Origin of the sequence: Sinosporangium album (genome assembly GCF_900100605.1) — a bacterium.
Taxonomy (GTDB): Bacteria; Actinomycetota; Actinomycetes; order Streptosporangiales; family Streptosporangiaceae; genus Sinosporangium; species Sinosporangium album.
Map to the genome: position 1 here is coordinate 148357 of NZ_FNCN01000011.1, position 25219 is coordinate 173575.

At 74.7% G+C, this 25219-nt stretch carries 4 protein-coding genes; all 4 read left to right on the forward strand.

What is annotated here, in order from left to right:
• Positions 1 to 311: 311 nt before the first annotated feature.
• Positions 312 to 5186, forward strand: a complete 4875-nt coding sequence (locus BLQ73_RS13960; RefSeq protein ID WP_176955432.1) for a non-ribosomal peptide synthetase — start codon at positions 312 to 314, stop codon at positions 5184 to 5186.
• On the forward strand, positions 5183 to 8455 hold the full coding sequence (locus BLQ73_RS13965; protein WP_176955433.1) for an AMP-binding protein: 3273 nt from the start codon (positions 5183 to 5185) through the stop codon (positions 8453 to 8455). Before BLQ73_RS13960 ends, BLQ73_RS13965 begins: the two co-directional genes overlap by 4 nt.
• Positions 8456 to 8523: 68 nt before the next feature.
• Entirely contained in the window at positions 8524 to 23982 is a 15459-nt protein-coding gene (locus tag BLQ73_RS13970) for a non-ribosomal peptide synthetase (protein ID WP_093170863.1), read from the forward strand.
• Positions 23979 to 25214: an enterobactin transporter EntS gene (gene entS, locus BLQ73_RS13975; RefSeq protein WP_093170864.1), complete on the forward strand. Its 1236-nt coding sequence runs from the start codon at positions 23979 to 23981 to the stop codon at positions 25212 to 25214. Before BLQ73_RS13970 ends, entS begins: the two co-directional genes overlap by 4 nt.
• Positions 25215 to 25219: the final 5 nt, after the last annotated feature.

The window sequence follows — 25219 nt, forward strand, 5'->3', positions numbered from 1 at the left end:
TGATGGTCGGTGGGATTTACAGGGGTTGTCAGGCTGATTAGGTTAGCCTAACCTAAACGATGGCTTGCCCGGGAATGCTCATGGCCTGGGGCGAGTGCGTTGGGGCGGGGAGACCCGCCGGTTGCGAGCAGGCGAACGCGCACGACGCAAGACGGACTTCGAGACGGCACCGCCGCCACGTCAGGCCGCACATCTATGTGTCGGCCCCCTCCTCCGCGCGGTGTCCGGATCTCGTTCTCCGCGGCTCAGAGAGGCGGGCTTACGCGCACATGGCACATGAGACGGCCGACGGCGGTCACCATCCGCCACCGATGTCGTACGCACAGCGATCCCTGTGGTTCCTGCACCGCTGGAACGGGCCGACCGCCACCTACAACATGCCCTACGCGCTGCGCTTCACCGGGTCCGTCGACCTCGCCGCGCTCCGGGCCTCCATCGGGGACCTCATCGAGCGCCATCAGGCGCTCCGCACGGTGTTCGGCGGCCGGGCGGCGGCCGGAGACCTGCCCGGACAGCGGATATGGGACACCTCGCGGGTCCCTCCCAGATTCACCGCCGCCCCCGGCGGCGCCCACGCCCTGAGGGCCGCACTGGAGCAGACCTTCGACATCGAGCGCGAGCCGCCCTGGCACGCGTGGTATTTCACCGAGGACGGCGGTGGCGTCCTGCTGTTCGTGCTGCACCACACCATCGCCGACGAGTGGTCCTTCGCCGTGCTCATCGGCGACCTGGACCTCGCCTACCGGGCCCGGCTGGCCGGACGCGCACCCGCGTGGGAGCCGAGGCGGGCCGAGTACACGGACTTCGCCGCCGAACAGCAGCGGTTCGCCGCGGCCGAACACGATCCCACCAGCGCCGCGGCCCGGGAGGTCGAGCACTGGAGCCGAGCCCTCGCCGGGCTGCCGGGACGGATCGCGCTTCCCGCCGACCGCCCGCGCCCGGCGGTGAGCGGCCACCGGGGCGGCGACGTGCCGTTCACTCTGCCCGCCGCGCTGTCCCGCCGGATCCGCGCACTGGCGCGGGACACCAAGGGCAGCGTGTTCATGGTGCTGCAGGCGGCGGTCGCGGCGCTGCTGCACCGCCTCGGCGCAGGCGACGACGTGCCGCTCGGCGTGCCGGTCTCCGGACGCGGCGAGGCGAGGTGGGACCGCGTCGTCGGCCTGTTCGTCAACCCCGTCGTGCTGCGTGTGGACCTGTCGGGCACGCCGGGGCTGCGTGAGCTGACCGCCCGCGTGCGTGAGTGCGGCCTCGCCGCCTACGCCCACCACCGGCTGCCGTTCGACCGGCTCGTGGAACGCCTCAACCCCGTACGGTCGCCCGGCCATAATCCGCTCTTCCAGGTGATGACCGTCTTCCAGCGGGTGGCGCGAGGCGGGGTGAGCGTCGGCGACCTCCGCGGCGAGGTGCTGCCGGTGCCCGCCTCCACCGCCAAGTTCGACCTCACCTTCGGCTTCACCGAATACGCGGGGGAGGACGAGATCGGCGGTGTGGTCAACTACGACGCCGACCTGTTCGACCGGGCCACGGCCGAAGGGATCGCACGCCGGTTCGTCCGGTTCCTGGAGGGCGCGGTCGCGGCTCCCGGCACCCCCGTCGGACACATCGACCTGCTCGACCCCGCCGAGCGCGCGGCGGCGCTCGGCCGGGCGCGGGGCCCACGCCGTACGGCACGGCCGGAGTGCGTCGTGGCGCGCTTCGAGCGGGTGGCGGCGGCGGGGCCCGGACGGGTCGCGGTGTCGGAGCGGCCCACCGGGGCCGCAGGCGGGCGGGCCCGGGCGTGGCCGGCCGCGCGGGAGCTGACCTACGGGGAGTTGAACCGCCGGGCGAACAGGCTGGCGCGCCACCTGGTGGCGCAGGGCGCGGGACCGGAGACGGCGGTGGCGCTGCTGCTGCCCCGGGGACTTCCGCTGCTGGTCGCGGTGCTCGCGACATTGAAGGCCGGCGCCGCCTTCCTGCCGATCGACCCGGATCACCCGGCCGAACGGATCGCCACCGTGCTGAGGGACGCCCGGCCGCTCCTGGCGGTCACGGGCCCCGGTGCGGGTTCGGGTGCGGACACCGGCGCGGGGCTCAGCACAGATTCCGGCACAGATTCCGGCACGGGTTCTGGCGCGGACCCGGGTTCTGGCGCGGACCCGGGCGCGGGGCCGGTCGGGGTGCGGCCGGTGGTCCTGGACCCTGCGACCGCGGACGCGGACCTCGCCGGATATCCCGGCCACGACCTCTCCGACGCGGACCGGCTCACGGCGCTGCGGCCCGACCACCCCGCCTACGTGATGTACACGTCGGGGTCGACGGGACTGCCCAAAGGCGTCGTGGTCGGCCATGCCGCACTGGCGGGATATCTCGACTGGGCGGTGGACGCCTACCCGGGGCTCGACGGGATCACGCTGCTGCACTCGCCCCTCACTTTCGACCTCACCGTCACGTCCGCGCTCGGACCGCTGATGGCGGGCGGACGGATCCTGGTGGACGACTTCTCGGGCCTGATGGAGCCGGGGGAGCCGGTGACCTTCCTCAAATGCACTCCGAGCCACCTCGGGCTGCTGGCCGAGGGGGCGCAGGGCCGTATCGGCGGCGTCCGCACTCTGGTGCTGGGCGGCGAGGCGCTGACGGCGGGGCACCTGCGCACCTGGCGCGGGTGCGGCGGAGGCGGGACCGTCGTGAACGAGTACGGTCCGACCGAGGCGACCGTCGGCTGCGTGAAGCACGGCGTCGCCGCCGGGGACGAGGCCGAGGGCGCCGAGGGCGCCGAGGGCGCCGAGGGCGCGGTGCCGGTCGGGGTGCCGGTCGGGGTGCCGGTCGGGGTGCCCGCGACCGGCTGCGAGGCCCACGTGCTGGACTCCGCGCTGAGGCCCGTGCACGACGGCGGCGCGGGGGAGCTCTACCTGGGCGGGGTCCAGGTCGCCCGCGGTTACGCGGCCAGGGCGGCGCTCACCGCGTCGAGGTTCGTGGCGAGCCCGTTCGCGCCGGGGGAGCGGGTGTACCGGACGGGGGACGTGGCCAGGCGGCGGCCGGACGGGGCGATCGAGTATCTCGGCCGGTCGGACGACCAGGTCAAGGTGCTGGGGCACCGGATCGAGCCGGTCGAGGTGGAGGCGGTGCTGGCCTCGCATCCGGATGTCGCACGGGCGGCGGTGGCCGTACGGCGGGTCGCCCCCGGCGGTGACCGGCTCGTCGGATACGTGGTGCCGAGCGGAGCCGGGGTGGACGTCGACGGGATCACGCGGCACGCCTCGCGCGTCCTGCCCCCGTCCATGGTGCCCGCCCCGATCGTCGTCCTCGACGACCTGCCGCTCACCGCCGCGGGCAAGGTCGACCGGGCCGCGCTGCCCGATCCGGCGGCCCCGGGCACCCCGCCGTACACCGCGCCGCGCACCCCCGACGAGGAGCGGCTGTGCGCGCTGTTCGCCGAGGTGCTGGGACGGGACAGGGTGGGCGTGCACGACGGGTTCTTCGCGCTGGGCGGCGACAGCATCCTCGCGATCAAGCTGGTCGGGCTGGCTCGGGGCCGGGGGATCGTGTTCACCGCACGGGACGTCTTCGAACGCAAGAGCGTGTACGGCCTGCTGCAGGCGGCCTCCGTCGGCCTGTCCGCCGTGTTCACGGGCGCTGGGGACGGCGAGTCGGGGGAGCTCCCGCTGACGCCGATCCTGGCCGAACTGTGCGGCAGGGGCGGCCCGCTGCGCGGGTTCGCCCAGGCCCGGGTCGTGGCCGTGCCCGGCGGGACGGCGCTCGCGGACCTGCGGGCGGCCGTCCGCGCTCTGCTGGACACGCACGGCGCGCTGCGCTCACGGGTGTGGCGCGACGGCGACAGGTGGCGGCACGAGATCGCCCCGCCGGGCGCCGTCGATGTGGACGAGGTGCTGACACGGGTGGATGTGCCGGGGCCGGACGTGCTTTCGGGGGGCCGGCGCGGCCACCCGGGGAACCTGGAGGCCTCCGGCCCGCTGGACCCTCTGACGCGGCGCGCTCTGGACGGCCTGGCCTCCGCGGTCCGCGACCTGGATCCGGCGCTGGGGGCGATCGCCAGGCTGGTGTGGTTCGACGCCGGAGACGGGTGCGACGGGCGGCTGCTGATCGCCGTCCACCACGTGGCGGTCGATGCGGTGTCATGGCCGATCCTGATCGGCGACCTCGCCGCCGCCTGGCGGCGTGCCTCGGCCGGCGGTGCCGTACGCCTCCTCGACCGGGGGCCGAGCTCGCCGCGCGGGTGGGCGCGGGGCCTGGCGGTCGAGGCGGTGGAGCCGAGGCGGGAGGCCGAGCTGGCCTTCTGGCGGGAGATGTGCGGCGACGCGGGTGCGCCGATCGGTGGCCGTGCGGCCGATCCCCGGCGGGACACCGTGGGCGCCGCCCGCTCGCTGGTCGTGTCGCTGGCGCCGGACTGCTCCCAGGTGCTGCTGGGCGGAGTGACGCACGAGCTGCTGCTCGCCGGGCTCGCCGTCGCCCTCCCCGACTGGCACGGCCGGAGGGGGGCGTCCGGCGGGCCGCCCCTGCTGGTCGAGGTGGAGGGGCACGGGCGGGAGGAGCAGGCGGTGCCCGGAAGCGACCTGTCGCAGACCGCCGGGTGGTTCACCAGCCAATACCCGGTGAGCCTGGCGCTCGGCCGCCCGGACACCGGCGTGGCGGAGGCGGTGAGCCGCATCGGCGGGCGCCTGCGCGCGATCCCTGACCACGGGCTCGGCTACGGACTGCTGCGCTATCTGAACCCGCGCACCGCGCCTGTGCTCGCCGCGCTGCCGCGTGCGCAGATCGGGTTCAACTACTGGGGCAGGGGCCCCGACGAGCGGGGCGGCCCGTGGAGCGTCGTGCCGACCGGTGACGTGGTGCTGGGCGGCGCGGACCCGGCGCTTCCCGCGCCGCACGCCCTGGAGGTCAACGTCGTGGTCAGGGCCGGGCGGGTCCACGCCCAGTGGACGTGGGTCCCCGGTCTCCTCGAGGAACGGGAGGTGCGTGACCTGGCCGGGACGTGGGTGCGGGCCATGGAGGCCATCGCCCGGCACACCGCCGCGCCCGGCGACCCGATTCGGACGGACCCGATTCGGACGGACGCGGCTCGGATGGACCCGGCTCGGACGGGCGCGGCTCGGACGGGCGCGGCTCCGGCGGTGCCGGATTCGAGCCTGTTCGACGACCTCGACGCCGACGAACTGGCCATGATCGAGCACGAGTGGAGGACGTCGTGACCCCCCGGGCGGCCCTCGAAGAGATCCTTCCGCTGTCGCCGCTGCAGGAAGGGATCCTCTTCCACGCCCAGCAGGGGCAGGGCGACCCGTACACAGTGCAGGTGGACCTGGAGCTCGACGGCGCCCTGGACCTCGCGCGGCTGCGCCGCGCGGGCGACGCGCTGCTGCTCAGGCACGCCAACCTGCGTGCCGCGTTCCGCACGGGGGCGTCCGGACGGCCGGTGCAGATGATCCCGGCGTCGGCGGCGATGCCGCTGCGCGCGCACGACCTGCCGGCCGGGCCGGGCGGCACGCGGGAGTCCGACCTGGAGGCGATCCTCGCGGCGGACCGCGCGGAGCCCTTCGACCTGGCGGACGCGCCCTCCATACGGCTCACGGCGATCACGACGGCCCCCCGGCGGCATCGGCTCGCCATCACCTACCACCACATCCTGCTCGACGGCTGGTCGAGTTCGCTGATGGTCGCCGAACTGCTGAGGCTCTACGAAACAGACGGGGACACGGCCCCACTGCGGGCGGTGCGCCCCTACCGCGACTTCCTGGCCTGGCTGCGTGCGGCGGACCGCGACGCCGCCCTCTCCTTCTGGCGTACGGCGCTCGCCGGTCTGGACGAGCCCACGCTCGTCTCGCCGGAACGGCGGCGTTCGCCGGGGGAGGCTGTGACGCGGGCTCGCGCCGTACTGTCCCCCGCCGAGACCGCGGCGCTGGGAGCGCTGTGCCGCCGGGCGCAGGTGACCGTGGGCACGGTCGTGCAGGCGGCGTGGGCGCTGGCGCTGCGCGCGCTGACCGGAAGCACCGACGTGGCCTTCGGCCTCACCGTGTCGGGCCGCGACGCCGACGTGCCGGGGATCGACACGATGATCGGCCTGTTCATCAACACCGTCGTGGCGCGGGTCGCGCTCGACCCCGCCGGATCCGTGCTCGACCTGCTGACGCGGATCCAGCGCGACCACGCCCGCACGTTCGGATTCCAGCACGTCGGCCTGGCCGACGTGCAGCGGGCCGGTGGAGCGCGCGAGCTGTTCGACACGCTCGTCGTGGTCGAGAGCCATCCCGTCGACCGCGCGCTCGGCCTGGGGCGCGACTTCGGCGGGCTGCGTCTGGGCGCGGTGCGGGGACGCGATGCGACCAGCTATCCGCTCACGCTGATCGCGGTGCCCAGCGAACGCCTCGCCCTCAACGTCGACCACAGGCCGGGGCTCGTCCCGGAAAGCGTGGCCGCGGGACTTCCCGAACGGCTCGCCGGCCTGCTGGCCGCGATGGCCGCCGATCCCGGGCGGCCCGTCTCCCGCCTGCCCGCCACGCTGCCCGAGGAGCGCAGGCTCACCGGAGCGGTGTGGAACGACACCGTACGGCCGGTGCCGCCGCTCGGCGTGGCCGAGCAGTTCGAGCGGAGGGCCGCGAGCACGCCCGACCGGGTGGCGGTGTCGCTCGACGGCGACGCGCTGACCTACGCCGAGCTCGACGCACGGGCCGACGGGATCGCCCGCATGCTCCGGCGGCGGGGAGCGGACGCGGAGTCGCTGATCGGCGTCGCCTGCGCGCGCTCCTTCGACCTGGTGGCCGCGCTGCTCGGCGTGCTGAAGGCGGGCGCGGCCTATGTGCCGTTCGACACCGACCACCCCGCGGAGCGCATCCACGGCATCATGGCGTCGCTCGACCTGGCGTGCGTGCTCGCCGACGCCACCTTCCAGGCGCCCGAGACGGGCGCCGCGGCGGGCGTGCCGGTGATACGCCTGGACCGGGTGCCGGTGTACGGCGGAGCCGCGCCCGAGCACGGCTCCGCCGTACACCCCGGCAACCTCGCCTACGTGATGCACACGTCGGGCTCCACGGGGGCGCCGAAGGGCGTGGAGGTCACGCGGGAGGCGCTCGCGAACCGCATGGCGTGGATGCAGGGGGAATACCGCCTCACGGCCGGCGACAAAGTGCTGCAGAAGACATCGGTCGCGTTCGACGTGTCGGGGTGGGAGCTCTACTGGCCGCTGACGCAGGGGGCCGAGCTGGTCCTCGCCCGGCCCGGAGGGCACCGCGACCCCCGCTACCTCGCCGAACTCATCTCGCGGCGCGGCATCACCCGGGTGCATTTCGTGCCTTCCGTCTTGCGCGAGTTCCTCGGCTGCCTCGACGCCCTCGGCCGGCCGTACGACCACTGCCTCACGCTTGTTGCCTGCAGCGGCGAAGCCCTGCCCGCCGACCTCGCCCGCGAGGCGCGGCGGCTTCTCGGCGAGGTCGCCGTCGAGAACCTGTACGGCCCGACCGAGGCCACCATCGAGGTCACGCTCATGTCCTCCCGGGGCGGCGGCGAGGGAGACGGCCACGGCGGTGGCGGTGGCGAGGGCGGCGGCGAGGGCGGCGGCGAGGGCGGCGGCGAGGGCGGCGGCGAGGGCGGCGGCGAGGGCGGCGAGGGTGCCAACGGGGGCGTCAACGTGCCCATAGGCCGCCCCGCCTGGAACACCACCGTCCACGTCCTGGACACGTGGCTGCGTCCCGCACCCGTGGGAGCGACCGGGGAGCTGTACCTCGGCGGGGCACAGGTCGCCCGCGCCTACCACGGCGCCCCCGGAATGACCGCGGAGCGTTTCATCGCCGACCCGTTCAGGCCGGGCGGCAGGCTCTACCGCACCGGAGACCTGGCCAGATGGCGGCAGGACGGCGTGGTCGAATACCTCGGGCGCGCCGACCAGCAGGTCAAGATCCGCGGCGTGCGGGTGGAGCCCGGCGAGGTCGAGGCGGCGCTCAACAGGCATCCCGCCGTCGCCGGCAGCGCGGTGCTGGCGCTTCCGCAGCGCGGCGGCGATCCCATGCTCGTGGCCTACGTCGTCGGCCGCGCCGGCGCGGCCGACCGCGGTGACCTCGCCGATCTCGCCGACGTGCGCGAGCACCTGGCGCGGCTGCTGCCCGCCGCGATGCTTCCGGCCGCCTATGTGCCGCTCGACGCCCTCCCGCTTACGTCCAGCGGCAAGGTCGACCGCCGGGCGCTCCCCGCCCCCGGTCAGGGCGCCGCCACCGCCTACCGCCCGCCTGAAGGGCCGGTGGAGGCGCGGCTCTGCGAGCTGTACTCGGCGGTGCTCGGCACCGGGCCGGTCGGGGCCGACGACGACTTCTTCGCCCGAGGCGGCGACAGCATCCTCGCCATGCGCCTGGTCAACCGGGCCCGCCGGCAGGGGGTCGTCTTCTCGGTCGCCGACGTCTTCGAACGCCTCACCCCGCGCGCCCTGGCCGCTGTGTCCGCGAACGCCGGACCGGCCGCGCACCCACCCGTCTGATCAGCCGCTCGACCACCTTCACGCCATTCGGCGGCCACGCCCATCCAGCATGTCGGGAGACACACACGGTGACGATCACTGAAGGAACCCGCCTTCCCCTGTCGGGCGCGCAGCACGGGCTCTGGTTCGCCCAGCGGCTCGACCCCCGCAACGCCGTCTTCAACACAGCGGAATACGTCGAACTGCGAGGAGAGATCGACACGGCCCGCCTGGTCGAGGCCGTGGGGCGTGCGGTGGCCGAGACCGATGTGCTGAGGGTGCGGTTCGAGGCGGAGCAGGACGAGGTCCACCAGAGGGTGCTGCCCGCGCCGCCCGGCCCGCCGCGGCTCGTCGATCTCACCGCGGAGGTGGATCCGAGCGAGGCGGCGCTGGCGTGGATGCGGCGCGACCTCGCCACACCGGTGGACATGGAGGGCGGCGCCTTGGCGGCGCAGGTGGTGTTCCGGCTCGCGGCGGGGCTGCACTACTGGTACCAGCGCGTCCACCACATCCTGCTCGACGGCCACGGCTACGCGCAGGTGCAGCGCAGGGCCGCCGCGATCTACACGGCGCTGAGCGAGGGGCGCGAGCCGGGGCCGGCGCCCTTCTCGCCGCTGCGGGAGGCATTGGAGGAGGAGGACGCCTACCGGGCGTCCCGGCGTTTCGAGGAGGACCGGCGCTTCTGGGGACAGTGGGCCGCCCGCGGACGGGCGGCGACCGGGCTGAGCGAGCGGAAGGGCGAGACCGCGACGTCGTTCCTGAGGGAGTACGGCACGCTGGGCGGAGAGCGTTTCCGGACGCTGTCGCGGCGGGCCGCGAACCTCGGCTCCACCTGGGTGGAGACGGTGATGGCGGCCGTGGCCGCCTACGCGCACCGGATGACGGGGGCGCGTGAGGTGGTGCTCGGCGTCCCCCTCATGGGCAGGCCGGGGTCGGTCTCCACGCGCGTCCCGGGCACGTGGGTCAACGTGCTGCCCGCCGAGGTGCGCGTCGAGCCCGGCACACCGCCGCGTGACCTGCTCAAACAGCTGCGGGCGGCGCTGGACGAGGTGCGGGCGCACCGCGACTACAGGTTCGAGGACATCCGCCGCGACATGAGGCTGCGCGGCGGGGACGTGGCGCCGTCGCGGATCTGGGTGAACGTGAAGCCGTTCGACGTGCCGCTGCGGTTCGGCGGAGTCACGGGAAGGTCCACCTACCTGGCCGCGGGGCCCGTGGAGGAGCTGACGATCTCCGTCTACCCGCGGCACGACAGCGACGAGCTGTACTTCGAATTCGACGCCAACCCCTCCCTGCACAGCCGGGGGGAGCTCGCCGCCCACCGCGAGAGGTTCCTCGCCTTCCTCGATGACTTCTCCACCTACGTCGACCTTCCGCTCGGCAGGCTCGACACCGCCACGGCCGAGCAGCGCGCGACCGTGCTGGAGGAGTGGAACGGCGCGGCCCTCGCTCCGGCGGCGGGCGGAGAGCCTGAGACGATCGACGCGCGCTTCGCCGCAGTGGCGGCCCGGATGCCGGACGCGCCCGCCGTCGTCCACCGCGGCAGCGTTCCCGGGGTTCCCGGCGTCCCCGGCGTCCCCCGCGTCCTCACCTACGCCGAGCTCGACCGGCGCTCCACCGACCTCGCCGCCGAGCTTCGGGCACGCGGCGCGGGCCCGGAGCGGCTCGTCGCCCTGTCGCTCCCGCGCACCCCCGACCTCGTCATCGCCGTACTCGCCGTGCTGAAAAGCGGCGCGGCCTACCTCCCCGTCGACGCCCGCCACCCCGCGGAGCGCGTCGCGGCGATGTTCGGCGACTCCGGACCGGTGCTGCTGCTGCGCTCGCGGGACTCGCCGCTGCGCGGCGACCGGTTCGGCGTGCCGGAGCTGCTGCTGGAGGACGCCGGCCGCACGGCGCCGCCGCGGCCGGCCGGCCACGCCGGCCACGGCGGCGGCAACGCCGCCTACGTCATCTACACCTCGGGCTCGACGGGCGTCCCGAAGGGCGTCACCGTCGGCCACGGCTCCGTGGTCGGGCTCGCCCGGTGGGCCATGGAGCTGCTCGGCGAGCGTCTGCTGCGCCATGTCCTGTTCGCGACCTCCCTCACCTTCGACGTGTCGGTGCTGGAGATGTTCGCGCCGCTGCTCAACGGCGGGTGCGTCGAGGTCGTGGAGGACGCGCTGGCGCTGCTCGACCCGGAGTACCGCGGGTGGAGCGGAAGCCTGGTCAGCGGGGTGCCGTCGGTGCTCGCCACCGTGCTGGCCGACCCGTCGCTCGACGTGCGGACGGAATGCGTGGTGGCGGCGGGGGAGCCGCTCCCCGCGGACCTGGTCACGAGGATCGGCCAGCGTATACCCGGCTGTGCCGTACTGAACATGTACGGCCCCACCGAGACCACCGTGATCGCGACGTCCGGCGTGGCGCCGTACGGCGGCACCGCGCCCGACATCGGCAGGGCCGTCCCCGGAACGCGGGTCTACGTGCTGGACGGCGCGCTCCGGCCCGTGCCGCCGGGCGCCGCCGGGGAGCTGTACGTCGCAGGCCCGTCCGTGGCACGCGGCTACCTGAACCGCCCGCGCCTCACCGCCGAACGCTTCGTCGCCGACCCGTTCGCCGACCTGTTCCCCGGCCCGTTCGCCGCGCCTGGGGCCCGCATGTACCGCACGGGCGACCTCGTACGGTGGAACGCGGCCGGCCGGATCGACTACCTCGGCCGGGCCGACTCCCAGGTGAAGGTGCGCGGTTTCCGCATCGAACTCGGGGAGATCGAGCACGCCCTGCGCGCTCTCCCCGGCGTGGCGCAGGCCGCGGCCGACGTGCGCACCGACGCCGCCGGGTCGCGGCGGCTCGTCGCCTGGGCGGTGGCCGAACCGTCCGCACGGCCCGGCCGGGAGACCCTGCTCGACCGGGAGACCCTGCTCGACGGGATGCGGCGCACCCTGCCCTCCTCCATGGTGCCGTCGCACATCGCACTCCTGCCGGCGCTGCCGCTCAACGCCAACGGCAAACTCGACCGGGCGGCCCTTCCGGACCCGGCGGAGGAGGCGGGAGCCGTACGGCTGCCGCAGACGGCCGTGCAGGAGAGCCTGTGCAAGATCTTCTCGGAGGTGCTCGGCGGCGCCGCCGTCGGCCTCGACGACGACTTCTTCCGGCTGGGCGGCGACTCGCTCAGCGCCGTCCGGGCCGCCGGGCGCATCAAGGCCGAGCTCGGCGCCGAGGTGTCGATGCGGGCGATCTTCGACCATCCGACCGTGGAGCGGCTGTGCGGCCACTTGGAGAGCGCCGGGGCGGCGCGGCTGCTCGCCCCGCGCGCGGAACGTCCCGCGCGGATCCCGCTCTCGCCGGCGCAGCAGCGGCTCTGGGTGCTGTACAAGACCGACGGCCCCCGGCCGACCTACAACATCCCGCTCGCGGTGGAGCTCGACGGGCCGGTCGAGCCCGACGCGCTGCGCGCCGCGCTCGCCGACCTCGCGGCCCGGCACGAGACGCTCCGCACCGTGCTGCCGGAGACGCACGGCATCCCGTGGCAGCGGGTTCTCGACGGGGACGCCGGACGGCCCCACCTGTCCGTCGTGGAGGTCGCCGAGGACGAGCTCGACGCCGCGCTGGCGTCCGCAGCCCGCTACCCGTTCGATCTGGCCGTCGAACCCCCGCTGCGGGTCCGCCTCTGCACCGTCTCCCCGCGGCGGCACGTCCTCCTCCTTGTCGTCCACCACGTCGCCGCGGACGAGTGGTCGACGACGGTGCTGCTGTCGGACCTCGCCCACGCCTACGGCGCGCGAGCCGCGGGCCACCCGCCCACCTGGTCCCCGCTGCCGCTGCGGTACACCGACTACGCCCTGTGGCAGCACGAGACCCTCTGGCGGCAGGAGGACGCCGGACAGGACCCCGCCCTCGGCCATTGGAAGGCCGCCCTCGCCGGGGCGCCCGAGGAGCTCGACCTGCCCGCCGACCGCCCGCGGCCCGCGCGCCGCACCCAGCGCGGCGCGACCGTGGCCTTCGACGTGGAACCCGCCCTGCGCGAACGCATGGCGCGGCTCGCCGACCGGTGCGGCGCGACGCCGTTCATGCTCTTCCACGCCGCCGTGGCCGCCCTGCTCGGCAGGCTCGGCGGGGGAGAGGACCTCTGCCTCGGCACCCCCATCGCCGCCCGCACCGACCCCGCGCTCGACCGGCTCGCCGGCTTCTTCGTCAACATGCTCGTGCTGCGCACCGACCTGTCCGGGCGGCCCGGCTTCGCCGAGCTGCTCGGCAGAGTGCGCGACGCCGACCTCGCGGCCTACGCCCACCAGGACGTGCCGTTCGAGCGGGTCGTCGAAGCCCTCAACCCGGCGCGCTCCCCCAGCAGGCACCCCCTGTTCCAGGTGTTGGTCAGCTATCACAGCCTGCCCGGCGGCCAGGCGGTCGCCGGGCCGCTCGCGGTCGCGGGGGTGCGGCTGCTCGACACCGGCACCTCCAAGTTCGACCTCACGTTCCGGATGAGCGAACGCGGACGGGGTACGGCACTGCGCGGCGAGATCGAGTACGCCTCGGACATGTTCGACGCGGATACCGCGGCCCGCCTCGCCCGGCGTCTCGTCGCGCTGCTCGACGCGGTCACACGGGAGCCCGACCGGCCGGTCGCCGACCTCGACCTTCTTCTCGACGGCGAGCATGAGACGCTGCGCGGCCTGGGGCGGGGCGAAGTACGCGCGGTCCCGCCAGCCTCCCTCGACGAGCTGGTCGGACGCCGGTGCGCGCTGCGGCCGGAGGCGACCGCGGTGACCTGCGGAGAGGAGAGCCTGACCTACGGCGGACTGGACGCCGGGGTCGAGCGGCTCGCGCGGACGCTGCGCCGCCTGGGCGTAGGGCCGGAGAAGGTGGTCGCGGTCGCCCTGCCCAGGTCGGCCGACCTGGTGGTGGCCCTCCTCGCGGTGTGGCGGGCCGGCGGCGCCTACCTGCCGCTGGACCCGGCGTTCCCCGCAGACCGGCTGGCGTTCATGCTCGGCGATGCGGCCCCCGCCGCGGTCCTCGTCTCCGCCGACACGTGGGACCTGCTCCCGGCCGACCCACCGGTCCCTCGGGTGCGTGTCGACCGGCCTGACCCGCACAGTCCTGATCGGGACAGTTCTGACCCTGTCGAGTCCGAGCGGCTCTCCCCGGAACGGGCGGCCTACGTGATCTACACCTCGGGGTCGACGGGACGGCCCAAGGGTGTGGTCGTGCCCATGAGCGCCGTGGTGAACTTCACGGAGGCGGTGGCCGGCACCCTGGACCTCGGCGAGCGGGACCGGCTGGTCGCCGTGACCACCGTCGGCTTCGACATCTCCGTGCTCGAACTCTTCGTGCCGCTGGTCACGGGCGGCCGGGTCGTGATCGCCGCCGAGGACGCCGTCCGCGACCCCGACCGCCTCCTCGCCACCGTGGCCGAGTCGCGGGCCACCGTACTCCAGGCGACCCCCACGCTGTGGCGGATGCTGACGGCCGAGGCCAGAGGCGGCGGCCTGGGCGCGCTGCGCCCGGTGAAGGCCCTGGTCGGCGGGGAGGCGCTCGACCGGGCGCTGGCCGACCGCATGCGCGAGCACACCGCCGGCGTGGTCAATCTGTACGGCCCCACCGAGACGACCGTGTGGTCCACGTTCAGCCGCGTCACCCCCGCCGCGCCGGTCGGCGCCGAGGACCGGCGGGGCCGCGCCGGCGAGGCGGAGCCTCCGATCGGGACCCCGCTCCAGAACACCGTCGCCCACGTGCTCGACGAGCACCTGCGCCCGGTGCCGGTCGGGGTGGCCGGCGAACTGTACCTGGGGGGTGACGGGGTCGCCCGCGGCTACCTCGGACGGCCCGGTCTCACCGCGTCGCGGTTCGTCGCCGACCCGTTCGCCGTCGGCGCGTCGGCCGCCGGCGCCCGCCTCTACCGCACGGGCGACCGCGTGAAGTGGAACTCCTCGGGGGAGCTCGTGTTCCTCGGTCGCAGCGACGACCAGGTGAAACTCAGGGGGTTCCGCATCGAACTCGGCGAGGTCGCCGCCGCGGCGACGGCCCACCCGGGGGTCGCCGAGGCGGTCGCGATCGTCGACACGGGAGAGGACGGCCACCCGCGGCTCCTCGCGTACTACGTGCCCGGCGTGCCCGGCGTGCCGTACGGGCCCGCGGGCGGCGGGCGTCCGCCCGGGGACGGCCCGGAGCCCGCCGCACTGCGGAGATTCCTCGCCGAGCGGCTCCCCGCGTCGATGGTGCCGGCCCAGTGCGTGCCGCTGGCCGCGCTGCCCCTCACCCCCAACCGCAAGATCGACAGGAAGGCCCTTCCCCGGCCCCGCGTGGCCTCGGCGGAGGCCAGGCCCGCGAGCACCCCCGTGGAAGAGCACCTCCTCCGGCTGTTCGGCCAGGTGCTGGGAACGCCCATCACGGGAATCGACGACGGATTCTTCGAACTCGGCGGCGACAGCGTGCTGGCCGTACGGCTCGTCGCCTCGGCCCGCGCCGAGGGCCTCGGCCTCACCCCCGCCGACGTCTTCGCCCGCCCCACCGTCGCGGGACTCGCCGCGCTGGCCGCGCGGGCCTCCCTGCCCGCCCCCGCGGCCTCCCTTCCCGCCGCCGATCCGGCCGACCTGGACCACATCACCGCGCGGTACGGCCAGGTCGAGGAGGTGTGGCCGATCACCTCCCTCCAGGAAGGAGTCCTCTACCACGCCGAGACCGCCCGCGGCGGGCTCGACCCGTACGTCGTCCAGTGGACCGTCGACCTCAGCGGCCCTCTCGCGCCGGCCCGGCTGAGCGCCGCCGCGGAACGCCTGCTGCGCCGCCACCCCGCCCTGCGCAGCGCCTTCGCACGAGTGCCGTCCGGCGGCACCGTCCAGGTCGTGGTTCGCGACGCCCCTCTCCGCTGGCGGCTCGTGGACGCCCCCGCGGAGGCCGTGACGCGGGCCGAGCGGCTCGCGCGGTTCGACCTGCGCGAGCCGTCGCCGCTGCGGTTCGTGCTGGTCGCCGCGGGCGTCGACCGGTGGCGGCTGGTCGTCACCACCCACCACGCGGCCCTGGACGGCTGGTCGGTGTCGCTGCTGGTGGAGGAGCTCCTCGGCCTGTACACCGCCGGCGGGGAGGAGGCGGTGGCGGCGGCTCCGCCGTACCGCGACCACCTGGCGTGGCTCGCCGCCCAGGACAGGGAGGCCGCGCGGGCCGCCTGGCGCGACTACTTCGCCGGATTGTCCGAGGGCACCGTCCTGGGGCCGCCGCAGGCGGGCTCGGGCGGTGTGGCGGCGCTGCCGGAGAAGACCGGCATCGACCTGCCCGCCGCCCTGACGTCCGAGCTGGGGAGGTTCGCCCGGCGCAGCGGTCTGACGCTGAACACCGTCGTGCAGTGGGCGTGGGGCATGCTGCTCGGCCACTGGACAGGCAAGGACGATGTCGTCTTCCTGGGCATGACCTCGGGCCGCTCGCCCGAGGTGCCCGGATCGGCGCGCATGGTGGGCATGATGGTCGACACGGTGCCCGTCCGGGTGCGGCTCGACCCGGGGAGGAGCGCCCTCGCCGCTCTGCGCGACCTACAGGCGGCACAGGCCGCCGTCATCGCCCACGGGCACCTCGGGCTCGCCGACATCGGGCGCGTGTCCGGGCTGGGTGAGCCGGGCGACACGTTCGCGGTGTTCGACAACTTCCCCTTCGACCAGCGGCATCTGAACGGCGTCGCCGAGGCGGCCGGCCTGCGGGTCGACGCGGTGGACGGGTTCGACGCCACGCACTACCCCCTCGGCGTCACCGCCCTGCCCGGCGATCGGTTGCGTCTCGTCCTGCGCCACCGCGCCGACCTCGTCGACGCCGAACGCGCCGCCTCGATCGGCCCGGCCCTGGTAAAGCTCCTCGGCGAGCTGGTGGACGACCCCGAGCGTCCGCTGGCGCGATTCGACCTGCTCGACGCGCGGACGCGGCACAGGACACTGCTGGAGTGGAACGCCACCGACGGCGGGACCGACCCCGGCACGTGGCCCGAGCTGTTCGACCGGCAGGCGGCCCGCGCCCCCGACGCCCTGGCCGTGGAGTACGGCACCGCCCGCCTCACCTACCGCGAGCTCGCCGAACGGGCGGACCGCCTGGCCAGGGCGCTGATCGCCCGCGGCGTCGGGGCGGGCGACCTGGTGGCGCTGGTCCTGCCCAGGTCGGTGGAGATCCTGGTCGGGATGCTCGCGGCGCAGAAGGCCGGGGCGGCGCACGTTCCGATCGATCCCGGCTACCCCGCCGAACGGATCGGCTTCATGATGGGCGACGCCCGCCCTGCCGCCGTTGTGAGTACCGTGACGATCTGGCGGGACCTCGCCGACCCCGGCGGGGCCGCCGGGGACACGTCCGGGGACACGTCCGGGGACACGTCCGGGGACACGTCCGGGGACACGGCCGAGGGCACGGCCGAGGGCACGGCCGGGGGCACGGCCGGGGGCACGTCCGAGGGCACGGCCGGGGGCGGCACGGCGCCCCTGCTGCTTCTGGACGACCCCGTGTTCGCCGCCGAACTCGGCGGCCTCGGCGGCGGCCCTCTCGGGGTGGCGGAGACGCCCCGCCCCGCGCGGCTCGGAGACGCCGCCTATGTGATCTTCACTTCGGGATCGACGGGCCGCCCCAAAGGTGTCGCCGTCACCCACGCGGGCATCGCGGCGCTCGCCGAGACCATGCGCCGCGCCTTCGACCTGGGCCCCGGCTCGCGGGTGCTGCAGTTCGCCACCACCAGCTTCGACACCTCGGTGTGGGAGATCTGCATGGCCCTGCTGACGGGCGCGGCGCTGGTGTTCGTGCCGCCCGAGCGCCGGCTCGGGGCACCGCTGGGAGCCTTCCTCGGCGAGGCGGGCATCACCCACTGCACGCTGCCGCCCTCGGCGCTCGCGGAGATCGCGGAGGAGGACGTGCCCGAGGGGATGACCGTCGTCGTCGCAGGGGAGGCGTGCCCGCCGGCGCTGGCCGCGCGGTGGGCCCGCCGGCATCCCGTCTTCAACTCCTACGGCCCGACCGAGACGACGGTCGACGCCACCTTGTGGCGGTGTTCGCCCGACGACACCGAGGGCATGCTGCCGATCGGCCTGCCGGTGCTGGACACCGAGGTGTTCGTGCTCGACGGAGCGCTGCGGCCGGCCCCGCCCGGCGCCCTGGGCGAGCTGTACGTCGCGGGCAGCGGCCTGGCCATGGGCTATCTCGGCAGGCCCGGGCTGACCGCGTCGCGTTTCGTGGCCCATCCGTTCGCCGCGGGACGGCGCCTCTACCGGACCGGTGACCTCGTACGCCGGAGGCGGGACGGCGTCCTCGTCTACGCGGGACGTGCGGACGACCAGGTCAAGATCCGCGGATTCCGGGTCGAACCCGGCGAGATCGAGTCAGTGCTGAGCCGGCATCCCGGCGTGGCCCAGACCGCCGTGGCCGTACGGGAGGATCGGCCGGGGGAGCAGCGGATCGTCGCCTATGTCGTGCTCGACCAGTTTCACCACGAGGACCACGACGAGAACCCCGAGAACCCCGAGAACCCCGAGAACCACGCGAACCACGAGAGCCCCGAGGACCCGGACCCGCCCGGCGACGCCGGAGAGCGGGTCATGGGCGGCCTGCGCGCACTGGCCCGCAGCGAGCTGCCCGACTTCATGGTCCCCGCCGCCTACGTCGTTCTCGACGCCCTGCCCCGAACCCCGCACGGGAAGATCGACCGTGCCGCCCTCCCGGCCCCGCTCCACACCGCGGAACCGGGAGCCGCCGACCGGATGGACGAGCGTGAACGCCTCGTCGCCGACGCCTTCGCGCATGCCCTCGACCGGCCCTCCATCGGCCGGGACGACAACTTCTTCGAACTCGGCGGCCACTCCCTGCTCGCGATGCGGCTCGTCACCCGGCTCGCCTCCGTCTTCGAGGCGGACCTTGAGGTGCGGCACGTCTTCGACGCCCCGACCGTGGCCGAGCTGGCCGCCGTCATCGGCGAGGAGGTCGACGCGCGGCCCGGGCGGCGGGCCGAGGCAGGGCCCGGGCGGCGGGGTGAGGCACGGTCCGGGCGGCAGGCCGAGACGCGGCGGGCCGAGGTGGCGTCCGCCGTACCGGCCCGCGAGGACGGCACGGCCGCGGCGCCCCTGTCACACGCCCAGCAGCGCCTCTGGTTCCTGCACCGGCTCGACCCGGAGTCGAGCGCCTACAACTCCGGCGTCATGATCCGCCTCACCGGAGGCGCGCCCGACCCCGAGCGGTTCCGCCGCGGCCTGCTCGACGTGGCCGCCCGGCACGAGGTGCTCCGCACCTTCTATCCCGACACCGGTGACGGGCCGGTGCAGCGGGTCCTCGCCGTCGACGCGGCCCAGGCCCTACTCCAGACGGAGGTCGTGGACCTGCGCGGAGTGCCGGAGGACGTACGGCACGAGCACATCCGCGCCCACCTCACCCGGCCCTTCCCGCTCACCGAGGAGCCGCCCCTGCGCCTGGCGTTCTTCCGCCTCGCAGACGGCGAACACCTGATGCACATCGGCACCCACCACATCGCCTTCGACGGCTCCTCGGCGGTGCTGCTGATCGAGGAGCTCACCGCCGCCTACCGCGCGCGCGGCGAAGGACGCGAACCGGACCCCGCCCCGCTCGCATCGCAGTACGCCGACTACGCGCGGTGGCAGCGCCGCACGCTCGGCGACCGCGACGACCCCGCGTCGCAGTCGGCGCGCGAGCTGGACTTCTGGGCCCGGAGGCTCGCCGGCACGCCGAGGGAGCTGCCGCTGCCGCTCGACCGGCCGAGGTCGCAGAAGGCGGGCGACGGCGGCGAGACGCTCCAGCACACCCTGTCCGGCGACCTCTCCGCGGCGCTGCGGGACCTGGCGCTGCGGCGGCGCGTCGGGCTGCTCACGGTGTTCCAGGCGGCTGTGGCGGCGCAGCTCCACGCCGCGGGGGCGGGCACATCGGTGCCGCTGGGGTCGCCCGTCGACGGACGCGCCGACGAGGGCCTCGGCCGCCTCATCGGCTTCTTCGTCAACACCATGGTCTTCACCGCGGACCTCGCTGGCGATCCCGCATTCGCGGACCTGGTGGACCGGGTGCGGGCCGACAACCTCGACGCCATGGAACACGCGCATGTGCCGTTCGAACAGGTCGTCGAGCACATCAACCCGCCCCGCGCGTCAGGCGTCAACCCGCTGTTCCAGGTCCTGGTGTCGTACGGCGCCGCCCCCTCCGTCCCGCTGGAGTTCGACGGGCTCACCGCCTCCCCGTGGCACCTCGACACGCGGACCACCAAGTTCGACCTGGTCTTCCACCTGTACGACCCGGGCCACGGCCGGCCGCTCGACGTCTCCCTCGTCTACGCCACCGCCCTGTTCGACAGGAGCACCGCCGAACACCTGCTCACCGGCCTGCGCGGCGTGCTCGCCCAGGCGGCGGCGCACCCCGGGATCCGCCTGTCCGACCTGCTCGCCCGCCCCGAGGCCGTTCCGGAGACCGCCGCCGCGCCGGCGAGCCTGGTCGCCCTGACCTCCTTCCAGCGGCAACGGCTGGAGAGCAGAGTCGGGCCGCTGCGTGACGTGCTTCCCCTGTCGCCGCTCCAGGAAGGCCTCCTGTTCCACCTGCTGCTCGCCAGGGACACCGCGGACGTCTACCTGACCGAGAACACCCTGCGCCTGCGGGGCCCGCTGGACCCGCCGCGGCTCGCGGAGGCGGTGCGCCGGGCCATGGACAAGTTCCCCAACGTCCAGGCGGGGTTCTTCACCGTCGGCGACACCGCCGTTCAGGCGATCCCGGCCGAGGCCGCGTTCGACTGGGCGGAGACCGACCTGACGGCGGCGGCCACACGGGAGGAGCGGGAGAGGGGTTATGAGCTGTTCCGCGAGGCCCGGGCCGGCCGGCCGTTCGACATCACCCGTCCGCCGCTGATGAGGTTCGGCCTCGTGCGCCTCGCCCCGGACGAGCACCGGTTCACGGTGTGGTCGGAGCACATCCTCATGGACGGCTGGTCGATGTCGCTGTTCCTGCTCTCGGTGCTCTCCTTCTACACCGATCCGGGCGCCGAGGCCGCGCGTCCGGTCTGCGACTTCCGCACGTACCTCGCCTGGCTTTCCGAGCAGGACATGTCGGCAGCGGAGGAGGCGTGGCGCGCCGCCCTCGACGGGGTGTCCGCAGCCGGGCTCATCGCACCGCACGCGCAGGACATGGACGCCGACCTCCAGGCGATGGACGAGCTGGAGCGGGAACTCCCCGCCGAGCTGGGCGGCGCCGTCGCGCGTCTGGCCCGCGAACTCGGCCTGACCCCCGGCGCGGTGTTCGAGATCGCCTGGGCCGTACTGCTGCACCAGCACACGGGCGCCTCCGAGGCGGTGTTCGGGCTGCTGACGTACGGCAGGCCGCCGGAGCTCGACGACATCGAGACGACGGTCGGGCTGCTGTTCAACACCGTGCCGATGCGGGTGCGGACGCACCCGTCCGCCACGCTGCGCGAAGTGGCGGCGCGGGTGCGGACCGAGCGCCTGACCGCCCTGCGGTATCCGTATGTCGGTCTCGCCCGCCTTCACGAGCTGGCGGGGCGCACGAACCTGTTCGACACACTGTTCGTCTTCCAGAACCAGCCGAAGATCACACCCGGCCGGCGCTTCGGACCGCGCGGCGACCTGCGCGTCGAAGGCCGCGATCTGAAGGACGCCACCCACTATCCGCTCACAATGGTGGTGAGCCCGCCCGACGGCGGCGGCGTACGGCTCCGCATGCTCTTCCGCACCGACGTCTTCGACACGCGAGCGGCCGACGAGATCATGGCGCGCTACGTCCGCATCCTGACCGCGTTCACCGGCGGCCCCGACGTGCCGCTGGGCCGGATCGAGGCGGTCTCGGAGGCCGAGCGCGCCCAGGTCGCGGGGTGGAACCCGGAGCCTCGCGAGGTCCCCGAGGTGTCGATCGCCGACCTGTTCCATGAACGGGCCACGGCCTGCCCGGGGGAGCGGGCGCTGGTCGGCACGGGGGCGGCGCTGACGTTCGCCGAGTTGGAGGCCCGGGCGTCCCGGCTGGCGCGGGTGCTGATGCGGCGCGGGGCGGGGGCCGAGAGCGCGGTGGCGCTGGTGCTGCCCCGGTCGGAGCTCATGGTGGTCTCGCTGTTCGCGGTGTTCGCCGCGGGCGCGGCCTACGTGCCGATCGATGTGGAGTATCCACCCGACCGCATCGCCTACATGATCAACGAGGCGGAGCCGGTCGCCGTCATCACCACCGAGGCCCTGCGCCCCCTGCTCCCGGAGGATCCGCGCCTGCTCGTCCTCGACGACCCCGGCCTCGCCAACGAGCTCGCCGCCGCCTCACCGACGCCCGTCACCGCCGCCGAACGCGCCATGCCGGGCGGCCTCGACCACCCCGCCTACATGATCTTCACCTCGGGGTCGACGGGCCGGCCCAAGGCCGTCACCGTGCCGTACCGCGGCCTCACCAACATGTACTTCAACCACCTGGAGAACATCTTCGAGAAGGTGACCGCGCGGCAGGGCGGACGCCGGCTCCGCATCGCGCACACGACCTCGTTCTCCTTCGACGCCTCCTGGGAGCAGCTCTTCTGGCTGCTCGCCGGACACGAGGTGCACGTGATCGACGAGGACACCCGGCGCGACCCCCGGCTGCTGCTGCGCTACTTCGACGAGCAGCGCATCGACGGATTCGACGTCACCCCCTCCTACGGCACGTTCCTCGCCGAGGCCGGACTGCTCGACCGCCCGCGCTGCCACGGCGACACCTCGCCCGACGCGCCGGGCCTGGTGTTCGTCTCCCTCGGCGGCGAGGCCGTGCCCGCCGCCCTCTGGACACGGCTGCGCGACACGCCCGGAGTGGACTCGTACAACCTGTACGGCCCCACCGAATACACCATCAACGCGCTCGGGGCGGACCTGGCCGATAGCAGCACCTCGACCGTCGGCCGTCCCATCTGGAACACCCGCGCCCACATCCTCGGCCCTGGCCTGCGGCCCGTTCCCGTCGGCACGGTCGGCGAGCTGTACCTCGCGGGAGCGGGTCTGGCCCGCGGCTACCACGGCAGGACCGGCCTGACCGCGGAGCGGTTCGTGGCCGATCCGTACGGTGGCCCGGGCGGGCGCATGTACCGCACGGGAGACCTCGCACGGTGGCGCTCCGACGGGCTCATCGACTTCCTCGGCCGCTCCGACGGACAGGTCAAGATCCGCGGCTACCGCATCGAACCCGGCGAGATCGAGGACGCGCTGGCGGGGCTCGCCGGCGTGGCGCAGGCCGCGGTGGTGGCACGCGAGGACGCGGCGGGAGCCGTACAGCTCGTCGCGTACGTCGTGCCGGACGCCGGCGCGTCCGAGACCACCGCCGAGGAGGTGCGGGCGGCGGCCGGCCGGGTGCTCCCCGGCTACATGGTGCCGGCGGCGGTCGTCGCGGTGCCGGCGCTGCCGCTCACGGTCAACGGCAAGCTCGACCACCGCGCGCTGCCCGAGGCGCCGACGCCCGAGCAGAATCCCGCGGAACGGCCCCGCGGCCCCGCCGAGGAGGCGGTCGCCGCCGCGTTCCAGGACGTCCTCGGGCTGACCGACGTCGGCAGGGACGGCGACTTCTTCGCGCTCGGCGGGCACTCCCTCCTCGTGGTGCGCCTCGTCGGCCGCCTCCGCGACACCCTCGGCGACGTGTCCGTCCGCGACGTCTACGACACGCCCACACCGGCCGGGCTCGCCGCCGCCTTCGGCGGCTCACGCCGTACGGCGGGCTCCGGCGGCCTCCACCCCCTCCTCCAGCTCCGCGCCGCCGGGACACGCGCTCCCGTCTTCTGCATCCACCCGGCCGGAGGTCTCGGCTGGTCCTACACCGGCCTTGTGGCCCACCTCCCCGACCGCCCCCTCCACGCCTTGCAGGAGCCGCTGCTCGCCGACCCCGGGGCGGCCCGCGTCACCTTCGAGGCGGCGGCGGCCGACCACCTGCGGCGCATCCGGGACATCCACCCCGAGGGCCCCTGCCACCTCGTCGGCTGGTCCTACGGCGGGATCCTCGCGTACCGCATCGCGGTGCTCCTCCAGGAGAGCGGCCGGTCGGTGGCCTCGCTCACCCTCCTCGACGCCTACATCACCGAGACCGCCACCGCCACCGCCACCGCCACCGAGACCGAGGCCACCTCCGAGACCGACGCCGCTCCGGCCGCCGCCGGCGATCTGCACCGAGAGGCCATGCAGTACATCGCGGGTTCGGCCGGGCTGGATCCGCTCGCCCTGGACCTGTCCGACGGGGAGGCCGTGTACGCGGCGGTCCGGGGCGCCGACGGTGTGCTGTCGTCGTTCGACACGCCGGTGCTGGACCGGATCGTCGAGTCCTACCTGCGCCACAGTGGACAGATGGCGGAGGCGTCCCTCGGCGTGTTCCGCGGCGACGTCCTGCTGTTCAGCGCGGCCGTCGGCGAGCACCCGGCGGGAGGCGACGCCAACCGCGCGGCGTGGCGCCGGCACATCACCGGACGGCTCCTCGACCACCGGGTCGAGGTCGACCACGACACCCTGGGCCGCGCCCGGGGCTGGGCCGCGACCGGCCCGGTCATCGCCGCCCACATCGACGCCGCCGACGGGCACTCCGGTGGGCGCGCGGACGGGCGCGGCGACGGGGGAGGGGCGGCATGACGGGGGCGCCGGGCCTGCGGAGGTTCGCCCTGGACCTCTCGCCGCTGCGGCACAGCCGGGACCTGCGGCTGGTGTTCACCGCCAGGACGGCGTCCCTCTTCGGCATCGGCCTGCTCATGGTGGCCGTGCCCGTCCAGGTGTACGCGCTGACCGGCTCCGCCGTACATCTCGGCGCCGTGGCGGCGACGCAGGGCGCGTTCACGTTCGCGGGGACGCTGTCGGGGGGCGTGCTGGCCGACCGGTACGACCGGAGGCGGGTGATCGTCCTGGCGCGTTCGGCGGCCGGGGTGGGCTTCGCCCTGCTGGCGGTCAACGCGCTGCTGCCGGATCCGCCTCTGCTGCCGATCTATCTGCTGGCCGCGTGGGACGGGCTCGCCGCCGGGATCAGCGCCAGCGCCCTGACCGCGCTGATCCCGGCGCTGGTGAGGCGGGAGGACCTGCCCGCCACGGGGGCGCTGCTCAGCCTGACGGCGGACCTGTCGGCCGTCGCCTCGCCTGCGGTCGGCGGGGTGCTGATCGCGGCCTTCGGGGTGGCGGCGAACTACGCCGCCGCCGCGCTGGCGACGGTGTTCACGGCGTTCAGCATCAGCCGGCTGCCGCCCAAGCCGGCCCCCGGAGCGGGACGCGAACCGGTGGTGAAGGCCGTGGCCGCGGGGCTCTCCTTCGCGTCGCGGCAGCCGGTGGTCAGGAGTGTGCTTCTGGCCGGGGTCGCGATGATGCTGCTCAGCGGGCCCGTCGTGCTACTGCCCGCCTTGGTCGAGACCCGTTTCGGCGGGGGCGAGGTCGTCCTCGGGCTGCTGTACAGCGCCCCGGCCCTCGGAGCCGTCGCGGGGTCGCTGACGAGCGGCTGGATCGGCCGGGTCCACAGGGTCGGCCTGGCGCTCTCAGCCGCGATGGCGGGGATGGCCGCCGCCGTGCTCGCCGTCGGGCTGAGCGCCGTCGTACCGCTCGCCTTCCTGGCCCTCGCCGCGTACGGCCTGGGCCGGGTGCTCGGCGACATCCTGCGGTTCACCGTGATGCAGAGCCACACTCCCGACGAGTTCCGGGGCCGCGTGTCGAGCCTCTGGCAGGCCCAGGTGGTCGCCTCAGCGGCGACCGGCTCCCTGGTGGCGGGGCTGCTCGCCGAGGCGTTCACCCCGAGCGCCGCGCTCGTCGCGTACGGCGCCGCCGCCCTCACCCTCACCGCCGTCCTGACCGCGGCCCTCCCGGCTCTGCGGGCGGCACGCCGTTGATCACC

Bases quoted from the DNA above. Each gene is read 5' to 3' on its own strand.
- entS (WP_093170864.1), top strand. From the start codon at position 23,979: ATGACGGGGGCGCCGGGCCTGCGGAGGTTCGCCCTGGACCTCTCGCCG.
- BLQ73_RS13960 (WP_176955432.1), top strand. From the start codon at position 312: ATGTCGTACGCACAGCGATCCCTGTGGTTCCTGCACCGCTGGAACGGG.